General features: G+C 61.1%; 15 protein-coding genes and 3 pseudogenes. 7 read left to right on the top strand and 11 right to left on the bottom strand.

What is annotated here, in order from left to right; all coding sequences use genetic code 11:
• The first annotated feature begins 281 nt into the window (after nucleotides 1-281).
• From DEIPE_RS22140 to DEIPE_RS08410, 3 genes are all read left to right on the top strand, one after another.
• The gene (locus DEIPE_RS22140) at nucleotides 282-1184 is read left to right on the top strand and encodes an alpha/beta fold hydrolase (protein WP_015235546.1); all 903 of its coding nucleotides are present in this window, start codon (nucleotides 282-284) and stop codon (nucleotides 1182-1184) included.
• A gap of 229 nt (nucleotides 1185-1413) precedes the next feature.
• Nucleotides 1414-1773 carry an IS6 family transposase gene (locus DEIPE_RS23895; protein WP_052326665.1) on the top strand — a complete coding sequence of 120 codons (360 nt, stop codon included), beginning with the start codon at nucleotides 1414-1416 and terminating at the stop codon, nucleotides 1771-1773.
• A complete protein-coding gene (locus DEIPE_RS08410) occupies nucleotides 1770-2177 on the top strand; it encodes a DDE-type integrase/transposase/recombinase (RefSeq protein ID WP_041230792.1) in 408 nt (135 codons plus the stop codon). The genes DEIPE_RS23895 and DEIPE_RS08410 overlap by 4 nt, the downstream gene beginning before the upstream one ends.
• Before the next feature lie 263 nt (nucleotides 2178-2440).
• Here the strand turns inward: DEIPE_RS08410 and DEIPE_RS08405 are convergent, their stop codons facing one another.
• From DEIPE_RS08405 to DEIPE_RS22135, 3 genes are all read right to left on the bottom strand, one after another.
• Nucleotides 2441-3208, bottom strand: a complete 768-nt coding sequence (locus DEIPE_RS08405) for a DUF5602 domain-containing protein (RefSeq protein ID WP_015235545.1) — start codon at nucleotides 3206-3208, stop codon at nucleotides 2441-2443.
• Between the two features lie 176 nt (nucleotides 3209-3384).
• Entirely contained in the window at nucleotides 3385-3831 is a 447-nt protein-coding gene (locus DEIPE_RS25495) for a cupin domain-containing protein (protein WP_015235544.1), read from the bottom strand.
• 135 nt (nucleotides 3832-3966) lie between these two features.
• Nucleotides 3967-4407 carry a cupin domain-containing protein gene (locus DEIPE_RS22135; RefSeq protein ID WP_015235543.1) on the bottom strand — a complete coding sequence of 147 codons (441 nt, stop codon included), beginning with the start codon at nucleotides 4405-4407 and terminating at the stop codon, nucleotides 3967-3969.
• A 124-nt stretch (nucleotides 4408-4531) separates the two neighbouring features.
• On the opposite strand from DEIPE_RS22135, the gene DEIPE_RS23045 reads away from it, so the two are divergent.
• Complete coding sequence (locus tag DEIPE_RS23045) at nucleotides 4532-5158, top strand: TetR/AcrR family transcriptional regulator (protein ID WP_015235542.1); 627 nt, start codon at nucleotides 4532-4534, stop codon at nucleotides 5156-5158.
• Between the two features lie 603 nt (nucleotides 5159-5761).
• Here the strand turns inward: DEIPE_RS23045 and DEIPE_RS08385 are convergent.
• The 4 genes and pseudogenes from DEIPE_RS08385 to DEIPE_RS08360 form a co-directional block, all read right to left on the bottom strand.
• Nucleotides 5762-6019 (bottom strand): hypothetical protein, encoded by a 258-nt coding sequence (locus DEIPE_RS08385; RefSeq protein ID WP_015235540.1) that lies wholly within the window; start codon nucleotides 6017-6019, stop codon nucleotides 5762-5764.
• 507 nt (nucleotides 6020-6526) lie between these two features.
• On the bottom strand, nucleotides 6527-6856 hold the full coding sequence (locus tag DEIPE_RS08375; RefSeq protein ID WP_015235538.1) for a cupin domain-containing protein: 330 nt from the start codon (nucleotides 6854-6856) through the stop codon (nucleotides 6527-6529).
• Between the two features lie 110 nt (nucleotides 6857-6966).
• A pseudogene (locus tag DEIPE_RS08370) lies at nucleotides 6967-8167 on the bottom strand (IS3 family transposase).
• A gap of 284 nt (nucleotides 8168-8451) precedes the next feature.
• A complete protein-coding gene (locus tag DEIPE_RS08360) occupies nucleotides 8452-8781 on the bottom strand; it encodes a sensor histidine kinase (RefSeq protein WP_157448815.1) in 330 nt (109 codons plus the stop codon).
• A gap of 98 nt (nucleotides 8782-8879) precedes the next feature.
• Between DEIPE_RS08360 and DEIPE_RS08355 the strand changes: the two genes are divergently transcribed.
• Entirely contained in the window at nucleotides 8880-9080 is a 201-nt protein-coding gene (locus tag DEIPE_RS08355; RefSeq protein WP_041230790.1) for a hypothetical protein, read from the top strand.
• On the opposite strand, the pseudogene DEIPE_RS25490 reads toward DEIPE_RS08355, so the two are convergent.
• Nucleotides 9066-9155: pseudogene (locus DEIPE_RS25490) on the bottom strand (hypothetical protein); the annotation flags it as partial. The gene DEIPE_RS08355 and the pseudogene DEIPE_RS25490 overlap by 15 nt on opposite strands.
• A gap of 15 nt (nucleotides 9156-9170) precedes the next feature.
• Here DEIPE_RS25490 and DEIPE_RS24900 point away from each other — a divergent pair.
• Together DEIPE_RS24900 and DEIPE_RS08345 are read left to right on the top strand one after the other, a co-directional pair.
• On the top strand, nucleotides 9171-9689 hold the full coding sequence (locus DEIPE_RS24900; protein WP_041230789.1) for a hypothetical protein: 519 nt from the start codon (nucleotides 9171-9173) through the stop codon (nucleotides 9687-9689).
• Between the two features lie 58 nt (nucleotides 9690-9747).
• Complete coding sequence (locus DEIPE_RS08345) at nucleotides 9748-10848, top strand: IS4 family transposase (protein WP_015231253.1); 1101 nt, start codon at nucleotides 9748-9750, stop codon at nucleotides 10846-10848.
• On the opposite strand, the gene DEIPE_RS08340 is transcribed toward DEIPE_RS08345, so the two are convergent.
• The 3 genes and pseudogenes from DEIPE_RS08340 to DEIPE_RS08330 form a co-directional block, all read right to left on the bottom strand.
• The gene (locus DEIPE_RS08340; RefSeq protein WP_041230788.1) at nucleotides 10825-11157 is read right to left on the bottom strand and encodes a hypothetical protein; all 333 of its coding nucleotides are present in this window, start codon (nucleotides 11155-11157) and stop codon (nucleotides 10825-10827) included. The two genes, DEIPE_RS08345 and DEIPE_RS08340, sit on opposite strands and share 24 nt — an antisense overlap.
• The gene (locus DEIPE_RS08335; RefSeq protein WP_015235536.1) at nucleotides 11126-11728 is read right to left on the bottom strand and encodes an MHYT domain-containing protein; all 603 of its coding nucleotides are present in this window, start codon (nucleotides 11726-11728) and stop codon (nucleotides 11126-11128) included. The genes DEIPE_RS08340 and DEIPE_RS08335 overlap by 32 nt, the downstream gene beginning before the upstream one ends.
• Nucleotides 11729-12344: 616 nt before the next feature.
• Nucleotides 12345-14041, bottom strand: a pseudogene (locus DEIPE_RS08330) (bifunctional diguanylate cyclase/phosphodiesterase).
• Nucleotides 14042-14081: the final 40 nt, after the last annotated feature.

The raw sequence follows: 14081 nt of genomic DNA, 5'->3' as shown, positions 1-14081 counted from the left end.
TGTCGCTCGTGGTGTCGACGGTTCTATCCCAACTCGCGCCCGTGCTGGCAGACGACGTCGCGGGCCGCTTTGTTTCGGAGGGCTTCACGCTCCGCGAGACATCGTCCAGGTCGTGTCGCATCGCAGGGCCCGTGGGACCTCGCGCGCTTCTGACCAGACCTCCACACTGTGCCCCCGCAGGTTGCGCGCGCCTGAGGAGGTTCACACTGAAAGCCATCGAGACGACAACCGATTCGATCGCCTTTCGGGACGTTGGTACGGCACATGAAAGAAGGAGCCGCGTGAACCGAAGAATGCTGAACGTTCTGCTCAGCGTGACGCTCACGCTCCTCCTGACCGCGCCTGCAGCGGCAGTGAGAAGCGCGGGCCACGTCGAGGGATGGTATGACGTCGGTGGGTACCGCTTGTGGATCACGTGCGCGGGACCGCACACGCAAAACGCTGCTGTTATCCTCGCGGGTGGGCTCACACGCGGGTCCGCGACATGGGACACCGTGTTTCCCGCGCTGACTCGTACCTCCCGGGCGTGCGTGTATGACCGCTCCGGCGTCAACCTCAGCGATCAAGGGCCGTTGCAGGCGAACGGGTACGCGGGTGGCGTGCGCGAGCTGCGCGCCTTGCTGGGACGGGTGAATGAGCGTGGCCCGTACGTGTTGGTGGGCTTGGAGTACGGCGCGGAGATCATGCGTTACTACGCGCAACAGCACCCACAGGAAGTGGCCGGGATGGTCCTCATTGACGGCGGCGTGCTGCGCCGAGAGTTACTGGCCCGCTACCGCGCCGCGCTGCCCCAAATGCAGGCGAACGAACCGCTTGTGGTCACGCACTTGCGCCGCGACGTGCGCGGCCACGACCCCGGCTTTCCTTCCACCGAGGATGAATTCAACCGGTTGCCGTTTCAGGGCGTGCTGGGTGGCAAACCGCTGGCGGTGGTCACGGCGGGCCGCTCGGAATGGACGGAAACGGCGAAAGCGTATGGCGGTCGGCAAGACTTGGCGAAACTCGAAACGGCGCGGCGCCGGGCATACCGGGCGCTGCTGGGAATGTCGTCCAACGCCAAACACGTGATCGCCCCGCACCGGACGGCCGGGCTCGTGGGCTGGCCGCAGGAAGACTTGCGGCTCACACTGAGCGTGATTCGGGCGGTGCTCGATTCCGCGCGTTCAGGCACCAATTTGAAGTGAGGGTGTCGGGAAAGCCGCGCGAGCCCGTCTTGGCACAATGGCAGGACTGAAGACGGACCACAAACCCGTGCGCGACCGCACTCCAGAGATCATTGCGGCTGGACGACACGTGTACGTCAGTACTGTTCAGCCTGTACTTCTGGACCATTCAGCGAAGGTCCATACCAGAACTCGCGTCCTGCTTCGGTGGAGTAGCGTACACCGGGGCATAACAGAGGGGGCATAACAGTTGCGTCAAGTTGTTGAGGGCTACGGTCACTCGAAGACGGTCAGCGCCCACGCGGTTTACCTGTACCACCGCTTCACCCTGTCCTACCGAGATGTCCAGGAACTGCTCGTCCAGCGCGGCGTGGACGTGAGCCACGAAACCGTGCGCTCTTGGTATCAGCGGTTTGGCCCCCAATACGCCGACCTTCTACGGCAGCGGGAAGTGTGGCGCGGTAAGACTTGGCACATGGACGAAGTGCGCGTGGTGCTCGGCGACACAGTGCATTGGTTGTGTCTTGGCCAGAACGGACGGCATCAGCCGCCTGGCCGCGTCTTGGCCAGAACGGACGGCATCAGCCGCCTGGCCGCTGGCGGGCGGTGAACGAGCACGGCGACGTCCTCGACGTGTGGCTACAGAAACATCGGGACACCAAAGCAGCCATGCGCTTTTTCCATCGGCTGCTCAACGAGTACGACGCCCCTGAGCAAAGGGTCATGGACGAGCTGTGGAATTACGGCGCGGCAGTGCGCGAAGTGCCCGGCTTGGCACGAGCAGAGCACGTCCAAGTACGGGCGGACGCGAGGAAAAACAACTTGATCGAGCAAAGCCATCGTTCCACACGGGATCAGGAACGGCAGCGGGCAGGCGTCCTGAAGGGCGTCCGTTCTGCCCGAGACGCAGGCAGGCGTCCTGAAGGGCGTCTTGCGCAGAGCAGCCCTCAAAGCGGTTTGAGGGCTTGCGCGCGTCCGTTCTGCCCAAGAGCAACGATGTTTTCGAAATATTGACTGCACGCAGCGCTTCCTGGTCACCCACGCGCCTCTCGAACCTGTTTCGTTGTACACGTGCTCGAACACCCGCCAAGACGCGCCGTAGCACCTTGATTTTAGGTGTGCGAACTTGGTACGAAGTGGCACGACGAACCGCTTGAGGGTTGAGTAATCCCCGAGCGGTATGGCCTTCAACCTCTTCTCCCTTGGCCACAAACAACTTCACGCAACCCTGAGGAGGTCAGGCGTGACCGGTTGCAACGCCAGAACCCGAGTCCTTGTTACCTCGCCATACGGAAGTCGCTGAGCACGAAGTCGTACACCTTCCGCTGGGGATCGTACACCGCATTGAAGCGCGTCGGGACGAGCGTGTTGTGGTCGATGGTCTTCAGGCTTGGGACGGGCAGCGTGAAGTTCTGCTTGCGCAACAGAGCCTCACGGGTCACCATCGGCTCAATGAAAATGATGCTGCCGTGGTAATCACCGACGATCATCACCCTCTCGAACAACCCAGGCTGGAACTGGCCGGGACGAGCGAACTCGGTGGCCGGGAGGCTGTGGAAGCCCATAGTGGGTACACAAACAGCCTGCGCAGGTACGCCTGGAGGCACCGCCGGCAACCAACCTTTCGGCACCTTCGACGCGTTCATCACCGTGAGGTCTTTGCAGTCGATAGCCCTGACGGCTGCCTTGTCGATGGTGTAGTAGTGCACGTCGAAGTGCGGATTTGTGTAGCGGCCTGCGGGTTCATGCCCTTGCGGATTCCACTCGACCGTGACGTTATACAGGAACGTCGCTTGCTGTACCTCGGCAGGAAAGTTCGCCTGCATCATCGTCATCTTGTTCGGGGTTCGCTCGACGGCTGCCAGGGGGAGGGTGACGCCCACCTGAATGATCTCGCCATTTGAGCCGAGTTTCGCCCAGGTGGTGACCTTGGCCCCGTTGAAGCTCACTGTTTCACCCTGAACTGCACGTGTGTTGTTCCCTCCGGCCACCGCAACCGGGAGGAGGAACATGGTGAGCATGATGGCCGCGTGTCGTTTCAGCATAATTCCCTCCAGCTTGTATTTCTGATGTCCTTCAGGCGTGCGGGCAGATATATGGTCCGGGAAGCCGGGAGCGGGGCACTCCAGCTGTCAGTTGCACTCTCGGTGCGGCGTTGCTGTTGTTCACGGATAGCGTGATCGATAGCCGAACGCCTGACCGAACGGTGCGAGCAGCCAGGTCAGGGCACGAAGGCACCACCACGGGGACGGCTCGGTCCTCGGCCGCATTTCCAGCTGGTAGGCCCGCAGCAGCGCCGCGGGCTGAAGAGTGATGGCAGGCCGTTTCCGCGAATTTTGTGGTTGTCTGTGAGGTAAGTGTACGTTTCGAAGAAGGCTCGGGTGTTGAGTGCGGGAACAAATTCCTGAATTGCGTACGAGTCTTCGGACCCCGGCTTCCAGAAGAAATGCGGAGTGTCCGCTGGAATGCAGATCCGCTCGCCCGCGCTCAGCTCGTGGCGTTCACCGTTGAGCATGAAGATGAGGTGGCCGGAATGTACTGCGACGCGGCTTTCCTGGACTGGATGCACATGCTCCGGTTCTTGCCGGTGCGCAGCGGTTGGAGGATTGATGGTGTGAATCCGGAGCAGGCTCCCGTAGGGACGCTCCCAAGGCGGCTCGAAACGCATCCCTTGTGCTGTCCTCATGTTAAGAAGTTCGCCCGGGCTGCCTGGCTCGTTGCCGCACGCTGCTTGGGCTGGCTGGAGTGCAGGGGAAGCGTCAGGACCTCAAAGACTCAAAGGACGTGCCTGATCCGGGTGCGGTTATGCGAGCGCAGGGTCGGGCTCTTCAGCTGAAGTGGGTGTGACGAGCACCCGACGGCTGATGGGCTGGACGGGCGAGTCGAAGGTGCTGATGACGGTGGCGCTGGAGAAGAACCCAACGGCACGCGCGGTTGTGTTTGACGTGTTGTGGAAGCTGTGTGGGACCATGGCTGGAATCACGACCAGCTGTCCTGTGGTGAGCTCGGCTTGCTCGTTCCCAATGGTGCCCTGCAAGGTGCCTTCGAGGACCAGCACGATTTCTTCGGCGCTATCGGTGTGACGCTCCAGGAGGAAGTCAGGGTCGAACTCCATGTAGACGACGGCCGTGCTTCGAGCGCCTACAGCGGAGTGAATGGGAAAGCTGGAGGCGATCAGCGCGTCCGGATTGCGGTCGAACCAGACGCGGTAGTTGTCAAGCTGGTTGAGGTCGGCGGTCAGCATGCAGGGGACTTCCTTTCTGGCGTGGGTTCGGAATCTAATTTCAACGTACAGGTTTGTACGTTGAAATTACTGTAATGGCCCTCAGGAAAAAAGTCAATTTTCACTGTACACTCCCGTCAGTGAAATGACCCGCAAATACCAGCAGAAGCAACGCGCACAACGCACCGCAGAAACACGAAACCGAATCGTACAAGCCACCGTTGATCTGCACGGCACACTCGGACCCGCGCAGACCACCGTCAGCGCCATCGCCGAAAAAGCTGGCGTACGCCGAGCCACCGTCTACGAACACTTCCCAGACGAAAAAGCCATCTTCGAAGCGTGCACACAGCACTTCCACGCAGCCCACCCACCACCGGACTACCGAACATGGGCCACAATCCCAGATCCCCTCGAACGCGCTCGTCTCGCCCTCACCGACACGTACGACTATCACCAAGCCACAGAGCACATGATGACCCTGGCGTTGCGCGACGCATCCCTCAAGCCCGTCATGTGGGAAGTATCAGCGACGCAGAACCACATCCGGTACTGGCAGGCCGCGACGGACACCGTGCTCGAACCATTCAGGCCGCAGGTGCTCGTGACCGCTGCTCTCCAGCATGCGATGGCCTTTCAGACCTGGCAGTCCCTGGTGCGCGCTCAGCGACTTACGAACGCCCAGGCTGTCGAAGTGATGACCGCCATGTTGCGGTGCATCTCGACACGTCAGTTTGAGTCGGGTAGCTCGGATGCTGGGGGAGGCAGATGAGCCGGGCCAGATGTGTGGTGAGTACTTCAATGACCCCTGGAAGCCAGCACCCGGATCTCAGTGTCACGCAATTCCAGGTGAAGCCGGACGTGACCCTGGAGCGGTATGTGATGGCGCACTGCTTAGGCTGCGGGAATGAGTGGAGCCTGCGTGGCCTGACGAGCATCCGAGTGTGAAGTACTTACAGCTCCCTGCGGCCGTGGTTCAGGAGTTCCGATGTACCTTCTGGATCGCGCCTCGGCTGCCTCCCAAGTGCTTGCTCGTTAACCGGAATTTAGCGGACGCTCCACTCATCGCCGTGATGCGGGCGCAGCACATGGTGTCACGCTTCAGTCACTGAGGGCGTTCGTGTGGCAGCAAGTTGCTGGCGCACTGTCTCAGCTTCTCGCATGCTCCGAACATTTCGGCCTCGGCCTTCACGCCTCGGTCTCGCCGTGTACTGCGAGGCGGGCCAGGGGCGCCGCTTTGCCTCCGCGTTTGTCCCCGCTGCCTCGAGTTCGTGCAGCGCCTTGTATGGCACTCGTTCAAGGTGCGCTTCATACCGGGTGACGCGCTCGGCTTCTCCGCCCGGCCTGGCGGCGAGGGCGAGCAACAGCGCACACTTCACGCGGTAGGTGTGCGCGGCCGTGCGAGCTTGTTCGCCACGATCCACGTCTCGGACGCGAGGAAGCTCAGCTCATTACCGGCCTGGGAGCTCCAGTGCACGCGGGCGAGCGCGACGAGGCGCGGCAAGCACGCGGCGTCAAGTTGCAGTTCCGTGACTTCCACGTTGGCGAACTCGCGCACCTCCGCCTTAATCGGCGACGCCGCGCCATCCGAGCCGCGCGCCAGCAGCTCGTCGAAATCAAGGACACACTGCATCCTCCGATTGCCACGCGCGACTCCCCTGTGTCTCGGTGGTGCTGAGATCTCAGCGAAAGCCAGGTCATTCGCCTGTCCATTCGGATCCTTCACGATCAGCTGTTCAGCGTCTTTCTTCACTGGTCAACGGCGGCCGTACTGCTTCCCACTCTGCGAGGGCAGACTCTCCTGCAGGCGTGAGCTGGTAGGAAGCGACGACCCGACCTGAACTGCCCTCACGCTGGATTAAGCGTGCTGCTTCCAGGCCTTTCACCAGCGTCACGCTGAGCCAGCGACCATCTAAGGTGTAGTACGGGCCGCGCTCTCCACGGGTGTGCATGACCAACAGCCCACCAGCACGCAAGGCCTTCAGAACGCGGACCTGGTGTTCGCTTGCCTTCACGCTCATTCCGTGAGCTTAACCCAGTACTGCCCGTGCCACTCAGACAGCGGACGCTTGTTCACAGGGGGTCTCCACGCTGCAGCCTGCCGGCTTGACCTGCAGGACCCGGGGGGCGGGAATGTGGCCTATTCGTTGCCGGGGCGCTCCTTCAGCTCAACCACAACATTCCGGTACGCTTCGTTTCCCACGTTCACCAGCCGATGATGCACCAGGCCCACGCCTGCTTCGAGAAACACCACATCATCAGACGCGTAGTGCACGTCCACATCCTGTCCGGAGTCACTTGGGTGGACATGACGCAGGTGCCCGCCCTGCACGACGATGAAGCAGAAGTCCAGGTGATGCACATGCCCTTCAAGCGCTTCCCCTGGGGCGAGCACCAAGTCCCATACACGGATGCGGTCATTTTCGAACATCAGCCGGGTGCCGACCCGGTCGCTGGAGGTTTGGGTCATGCCGTAGCCTACGGCGGATTGCGTCAAGTTGTTCGAGTTGAAGGAACACCAGGCTGTTCTTGCCACACGAACAGAAGGACTGGGGTTGGGTCGGTTTTACGTAGGGGAAGTTAAGCGGCTTGAGCATGGCAGTCAGCCTGGTGTGGTGTCAAGTAGCCAAGGCCAAGGGTCGAATGACGGCGCTGGCGGTTGTAGAAGACTTCCAGGTACGAGAAGATGGCGGCCCTGGCTGCTTCTCGTGACTCAAACGGCTCACTATCTAGCAGCTCTCGCTTGAGGGTGGCGAAAAAACTCTCTACGCAGGCATTGTCCCAGCAATTTCCCTGCCGACTCATGCTGGCTTGCGCTCCGATCTGCTGGAGTTCAGCCTGGAAGAGCCCACTGGCGTACTGACTTCCCCTGTCGCTGTGATGAATCAGCCCTGGAGGCGGTGACCGGCGCTGGACAGCCATCTGCAAGGCCGCCACCGGTAGCTCGGCAGGCATACGGTCGCTCATCGACCACCCCACGATCAACCTGGAGTACAAGTCCAGCACGACTGCCAGGTACAACCAGCCTTCCTTGGTGGGAATGTAGGTGATGTCTCCAGCCCAGACCTGGTTAGGCTGCTGAGGTTGGAAGTCGCGTTGCAGTAGATTCTCTGCCACAGCCAGTTCGTGATTGCTGTCGGTGGTGACGACATGCTTGCGCTTGCCTTTGGCCCTCAGACCAGCCGTCCGCATCAGACGAGCTACGCGCTTCTTGCTGCACTTCAGGCCCTCCTGTGCGAGTTCGATGTGCAGGCGGGGAGCACCGTAGCGGCCCTTGTACTGCTCGTGCAGTGCTTTGATCCGCAAAGAGAGAGCTGCGTCGTGGAACTGGTGTTGCGAGATTGGCCTTCCTCGCCAGGTGTAGTATCCGCTGATCGCCACCCCGAGCATTCGGCACAAGATGTCCAGGCGGAACTCGTGTCGGTTGTCGTGGATGAACGCGAAGATCAGCGACTTTCTTTGGCAAAGAAGCGGGCAGGCGTCCTCATGGGCGTCCGTTCTGCCCAAGACAGGCAGCCGCCTTTTTTAATATTTCCCGTTCTTGCCGCAGGATTTCGTTTTCCTGTCGGAGCCGCTTGATCTCTTGCTGCTCCGGCGTGAGGTGCTGACGGCCCTGCCCAGGAAAGGCTTGCATGCCCTGCTGGGCCGCTTTGATCCATTTTCGCAGTACGGAGTCGCTGATCCCCAGGTCTCGGGCTGTGCCCGCGACGTTGCCGGTGGACTCGGCCAGGTTGACGGCATCTCGTTTGAATTCGGCGGTGTACACTTTGCGGTTTGTCATGGTGGTGCCCCCTATCTTTGGGCTTATTCCCACCTGCGCAAAATCGGGTTAATCTCAGACTGGTGGTGAATCAGAACGCCGACAATGTTGCCCAGCCGTTCAGATTCAGCATGGTGGCTCAAAAAGGTTGAAGGGCGCGTCAAGAAACCGTGAAGCAGGCGACCTGAACTTCGGGTTGTCCATCTGGCCGCAGCCCCTCAGTTGCCTTGAAGCCAACAACTCGCCACAACCGGAGGAACAACCCACTCACTTCCGCATCAAAAAGTTGAGTGACATCAAGCCGTTCAGTCCTGACTGCCCGCTTTCTCCTCCCCCGCGAACGAATCAGCGAACGTCACCGGCGGATGCTGAGCTTGCGTGTTACGGTCATTCTTCCGTCTGGGTAGCGTAAAGGCGAACATCGCGCCCTTGCCCACTTCGCCTTCTGCCCAGACCCGACCGCCATGCCGCTCCACGATCCGTTTGACGTTCGCCAAGCCGACACCGGTCCCTTCGAACTCCTCGGGGGTGTGCAGCCGCTGAAACACCCCAAACAGCTTCGCGGCAAAGCGAGGATCGAATCCAGCACCGTTGTCCCGCACGAACACTGCCACTTCAGCCGGGTTCGTTCGCACCACACCTCAATCACGGCGAGTGCTTCACGTGAGGTGTACTTCACAGCGTTCCCCAGCAAATTTACCAGCACCTGCCGCAACAGACCCGCGTCACCCCAATGTTCACCCAGCGGTTGCAGGCGCCACTCCAGCTGCCGTTCCGGGTGGGCGAGCGTGAGTTGCTCGCTGATCTGCGCAACCAAATCGTCCAGGTTGACGCTTTCCCGATGAAGTTCCATCCGGGAAAGTCGCGCGAGGTCAAGCAGCTTATCGATCAACACCTGCATCTGCGTTGCAGATTGATCAATCATCTCGAATGACTTCTGAGCGCGTAGGGAAAGCTCTGAAGGCAACTCACGACGCAGCAGCTGCGCGAAACTGGCGATGTGACGCACGGGCGCGCGTAAGTCATGCGAGACGGTGTACGAGAACGCTTCGAGTTCTTCGTTCGCGCGGGTGAGTTGCAACTGACGCTGCTGCAGACGGTGAATCAGGTGCACGTGCTCCTCAGCGATGGCGAGACCACGAACAACTGCCTGGAGAACCATTCGCTCACGTTCCCTCCAGGTGTCCTGCGCGGGCACCGCCAGGAGATACCCACGCACTTCGCCCGCCACCACCACGGGCAGTACCGCGTGCGCCGCTCTGTCACTTGCGGCATTGACGAACACAGGATCATGGGTTTCCACTGCCTGCTGCAGCGAAGCGTGATGCGCTTCCTGACTCAAATGATGATGGCCGAACTCCACGCATTTCACCCAGTGGGAGCGTCGATGCTGGAAGTACGCCAGATAAACATCAGCAGTGGCTGTTTTCAGGGCCTCGATGGCCGCCGCAGCGAGTTCTTGCGTTTCACTGGCCGTGCCTACAGTTTCTGTATACACAGCAAAGGCTTTGAGGCTCAGTACCCCACAACTTGGTTCGGGTAACGTCCTGAAGGGCGATTTGATCGCAGCGTAGACACAAGAAGAGCGGCATCAAGGGAGTGTGTCGCTCCAAGAAGCCGCTCTGGCTGATCCTACCAAGCTCGGCGAGGTCATCAAGCACCATCTGCCATTCCTACGCCGAGATACCCTGCAACGCCTCGCCGACGTCGTCACCGCCCTGATTCAAGCTCGCTCGACCAAGCACGCCCAGCTTGCCCTCCATCTGCCCGGCACAGTCGGTGCCGTCAGCAAGCTGCGCCGAGTCGAGCGCTGCCTACACGACCCTCAGCTCGATCGCGACGTTTTCTTGAAGCTCCTCGTGCCACTGCTGCCCGACGAGAAGCTGGTCATGACCATGGACCGCACGAACTGGGAACACGGCGAAGCCGACCTGAACCTCCTTGTGCTGGGCGTAGTGCTTGAAGGCTTCACCTTGCCCCTCGTGTGGATGGCCTTGCCGCACGGGGGTAGCAGCGACACCGGAGTGCGTGAGCGTTTGGTCGCTCAACTTCTCAAGGTCTTGCCCGCGAAGCGGTGGCGTGTTCTGGTTGCCGACCGTGAGTTCGTCGGGGCGGCGTGGTTCACGTTTCTGAGGCGGCGCGGCATCAAACGCTGCCTGCGCATCCGAGGTGACGCTCGGATCGACGACGTGCGGCTCGACGAGGGCTGGGGGTACGTGCAGCCCGGACAAGTGGTCGCGCTGCTCGAAAAAGCGAATGTGTACGGCAACGTCATGCAACTGGTCGTCACCCGCACCGACGCCGGGGAACTGCTCGCCCTGGCGACCGACCTGAAGATCGACGAGACGCGGGCGGTGTATCGTTTGCGCTGGACCGTGGAGTGTACCTTCAGCACTCAGAAATCCAGAGGCTTCGACCTGGAGGCGAGTGCCATGACCAGGCCGGATCGGCTGGAACGCTTGTTCGGGGTAGTCACGCTGGCTTTGGCATGGTGTTTGCGTGTCGGCGTGTGGTGTCACCAGCAGCGGCCCATCAAACGCAAAAAACACGGACGCCGTGCAGTGAGCCTCGTCAGGTACGGCCTGGAGCTTCTTTCCGCTTCTTTGCGTTGGGACACGAGTGACTGCCTGACACTTTTGGCGCTTGTCATGCAGCCTTTTCCCGCTCCAGCACACCACTCAATCCAAGTTGTGGGGTACTGAGGCTTTGAGGGCATCAGTTTCGGCTTGCAACTCTTCATTGCGCCGTTGCAGCAACTGGGTTTGATAGTGAAGCTCACGGGTGCGTGCCGCGACGCGATCTTCGAGTTCCTCGTTCCGCCGTTTTGTATGCGCTTCCCGGGCGGCCATCAATGCGGCGCGTTCGTTGATGGTCACTGCCCAGATGCCAGCGATCAGCACGACCGTAGCGACGAGGGCTGCACCCCAGCCGAGCGAGCGGACGCTCAGGAAGTGCCCTTGAAGGACATCGTTGACGCCGTCACTGTGAACGTGGAACGTCGCGGCAAGCATGGCGACGTAATGCATCCCGGCAATCGCGACGCCGAGCAGGAAGGCACCCAGGACGCGCATCGTCTCCACCTGTGATGACCTTGTGAAGCGCCAGCTGCAACGCGCCCCATGAGGCACTCACTGCAATCAGGATGGACAGCGCGACCAGCGCGGGATTGTATTGAACGCTGGCGTTCACGTGCATGGCGTGCATGCCGAGGAAATGCATGCCGTTGATCGCGCCACCCATGATCAGTGCGCCTTGCCCGAACGTGAAGCGGGTAGGTTGTGGCCGGCTGGCGATGAAGAGAGCGTATCCGGACGCCAGGACAGCTGCCAACCATGAGAGGATCATTCCGGGCACGTCGTACGTGACGGTTTCGGGTAAGCGGAAGGCGAGCATGCCGATGAAGTGCATCGACCAGATGCCAAATCCGAGGAGGACTGCGCCCAGGGCAATCCAGAGGGGTGTGCGGGTTTTGTGGGTGTGGACTTGCGAGACGAGGGTGAGGGTGGCGTAGGACGCGAGCCAGGCGACGACCACGGAGCACGTGACGAGCAAGGGGTCGAAGGAGCTGGGCAACAGCGTCATGATGGTGTCTTTTATCCTAACCTGCGTCGTTGTGGGCTAAGACATTGTTGCTCTTGGTGTTGCATTGATGGGTCTTGTGGTTGGATTGGTTGCGCACTGATCGCCTGATGGGCCTGGAACTCCAGGCAAGCGTTCAGCAGGAACCAGCCGGGCGGAGGTCTGGGTTGTGACCTGGGCGGCTTGTTCGGGATGATGGGGGTGCCTCTCTGTTGCAGGGTGGTTTCCACCTGGGATGAACGGCTTTCAACAGCAAAGCCCAATGGGTAGCCTGAGTGGGCTGCTGCACGACTCCAATGCTGCGTGGTGGGCTGGTGAGTCTGGCCGGCGTGTGATCGGTTCACCGATGCTCAAGCGTCGATTCGACGGGCGTGACCGGACGGTGTTGCGGCACGACGCTGATGAGCGGATGTACACGCGAAAACGCGGGAAAATCACCTCAAGGTGAAACACTGACGTGTCACTGACTTTTGCAACACGAGAACGCCGTATTCACCGCACACCCGCGGTCGTTGCAAAACCCTTCGTTTTCGTGTCGAGACATGTGATGAAGTTGCCCGGTCGGCTGCCTTCGAAACGAACGTTGTTCAGGTTGCTGCTGTCCGGCCTGATTCAGGCATCAAGTCCTGATGTACTGGCTTTCGATACCATCAGGCGGTACCGGCCGACCGAGCAGGTACCCCTGCCCGACATCGCATTCCAGCTCGCGCAGTACCCGGAGTTGCTCCTCCGTTTCGATGCCCTCGCCCACCACCTGCGCGTCCAGCCCATGAGCGAGCGTGATTGAGGAGCGAACGAGCGCCTTCTCTGTGCTCCCGCCGGGCAGGGGCTGCACGAACGAACGGTCGAGCTTCAGCTGATCGACGCTGATGTGGCGCAACTGGCTGAGGTTCGAGTACCCCGTCCCGTAATCATCCACGGCCAACTGAACACCCAGCGTGGCGAGCTCCTGCGTCTGTGACCGCACGCCCTGCGGGTCCCGAAGGAGCACGCTTTCCGTGGCCTCCAGGATCAGGCAGGAGGGTGGCAGTCCGGTGTCCAGCAGCACCTGCCTGACGGTTGGGAGGAAGTTCGAGTGTTCCCATTGGCGTGCGGAGACGTTCACCGACACGCACCACTCCCGCTTCCCCCGCTCACGCCACCGAGCGAGCTGCGCACAAGCTTCACGCAGCACCCACTCGCCGAGCGGCACGATGAGACCGCTCTCCTCCGCCAACGGAATGAACTGAAGGGGGAAATAACCGTCCCATCTTTTTGAGGCCAGCGCAGCAATGCTTCCAGACCGCCGATTTCTCCGGTGCGCAGCTTCACCTGCGGCTGGTAGTGCAAGATGAATTCCTGCTGCTCCACCGCACGGGCCAGGCGGCTGCGCAACTGGAGTTTCTCCTGCGCCGCGCGCATCATGGCTTCCTCGCAGAAACGGTAGTGCCCTTTGCCGGTGGCTTTCGCTTGATACATGGCAGTGTCTGCCGCGCGCAGCAGAGTCTGCGCGTCCTGACCGTCCGTGGGATACACACTGATGCCGGTACTGCACGTCACCTCAAGAGCGTGACCGTCCACTTGAACGGGCTCCCTCAGTGCCTCGTAAAGTTTGTGCGCCACGCGTGCCGCGTCGAGGGTATCGTGCAGTTCGGGCAGCAGGACCACGAACTCATCCCCGCCGAAGCGCGCGACGGTGTCATCCTCACGCAGGGCACCGCACAGCCGCTCGCCCACGGTTTTGAGGACTTCGTCCCCGACGGTGTGCCCGAGGGAGTCGTTCACCGTCTTGAACTCGTCGAGGTCCACGATCATGATGCCGACGGGCGAGCCATGCCGGCTGGCGTGGTGAAGGGCTTGCTCGGCACGGTCGAGGAAACGCAGACGGTTGGGCAGTCCCGTCAGCGCGTCATGGTGAGCGAGGTGTTCAGTGTGCTGCTGTGCGTCACGCCAGTGCTGGATCATCAGGCGTAACTCCAGCTCGTCTATCACGATCGCGGCGAGGTCCGCGAGCAGCCTTTGCTCTTCCGGGGTGAATTGGCGTGGCGCGCGGTCGTACACCGCGAGGGTACCGATGCTGAAGCCGTCCGGGGTGGTGAGGGGCGCGCCGGCGTACGAACGGGCCCCTTCGAATTTCACCATCGGGTCGTCGAGGAAGCGAGGGGTGGCGTGAAGGTCATCCACCACGAACACTTTCTGCTGCATGACGGTTTCGGCGCAGCAGACACTATCGCGGTCCATTTCGTGGATGTTGGTGCCCTCGCTGGACTTCAGCCACGCTCGTTTTGCGGCGATGAAGTTGATGATGACGATGGGGACGTCCAGCAGGCGTTTCACGAGGCGGGTGATGCGGTCGAACGCCGCTTCAGGTGGGGTG

Source organism: Deinococcus peraridilitoris DSM 19664, assembly GCF_000317835.1.
Taxonomy (GTDB): Bacteria; Deinococcota; Deinococci; order Deinococcales; family Deinococcaceae; genus Deinococcus_A; species Deinococcus_A peraridilitoris.
Note: the sequence above shows the minus strand (reverse complement) of the source record. Positions and strands in the feature narration are given on the sequence as shown.

Bases quoted from the DNA above. Each gene is read 5' to 3' on its own strand.
- DEIPE_RS08405 (WP_015235545.1), bottom strand. From the start codon at position 3,208: ATGCTGAAACGACACGCGGCCATCATGCTCACCATGTTCCTCCTCCCG.
- DEIPE_RS25495 (WP_015235544.1), bottom strand. From the start codon at position 3,831: ATGCGTTTCGAGCCGCCTTGGGAGCGTCCCTACGGGAGCCTGCTCCGG.
- DEIPE_RS22135 (WP_015235543.1), bottom strand. From the start codon at position 4,407: ATGCTGACCGCCGACCTCAACCAGCTTGACAACTACCGCGTCTGGTTC.
- DEIPE_RS23045 (WP_015235542.1), top strand. From the start codon at position 4,532: ATGACCCGCAAATACCAGCAGAAGCAACGCGCACAACGCACCGCAGAA.
- DEIPE_RS08385 (WP_015235540.1), bottom strand. From the start codon at position 6,019: ATGCAGTGTGTCCTTGATTTCGACGAGCTGCTGGCGCGCGGCTCGGAT.
- DEIPE_RS08375 (WP_015235538.1), bottom strand. From the start codon at position 6,856: ATGACCCAAACCTCCAGCGACCGGGTCGGCACCCGGCTGATGTTCGAA.
- DEIPE_RS08355 (WP_041230790.1), top strand. From the start codon at position 8,880: ATGTTCACCCAGCGGTTGCAGGCGCCACTCCAGCTGCCGTTCCGGGTG.
- DEIPE_RS24900 (WP_041230789.1), top strand. From the start codon at position 9,171: ATGCGAGACGGTGTACGAGAACGCTTCGAGTTCTTCGTTCGCGCGGGT.
- DEIPE_RS08340 (WP_041230788.1), bottom strand. From the start codon at position 11,157: ATGCTTGCCGCGACGTTCCACGTTCACAGTGACGGCGTCAACGATGTC.
- DEIPE_RS08335 (WP_015235536.1), bottom strand. From the start codon at position 11,728: ATGACGCTGTTGCCCAGCTCCTTCGACCCCTTGCTCGTCACGTGCTCC.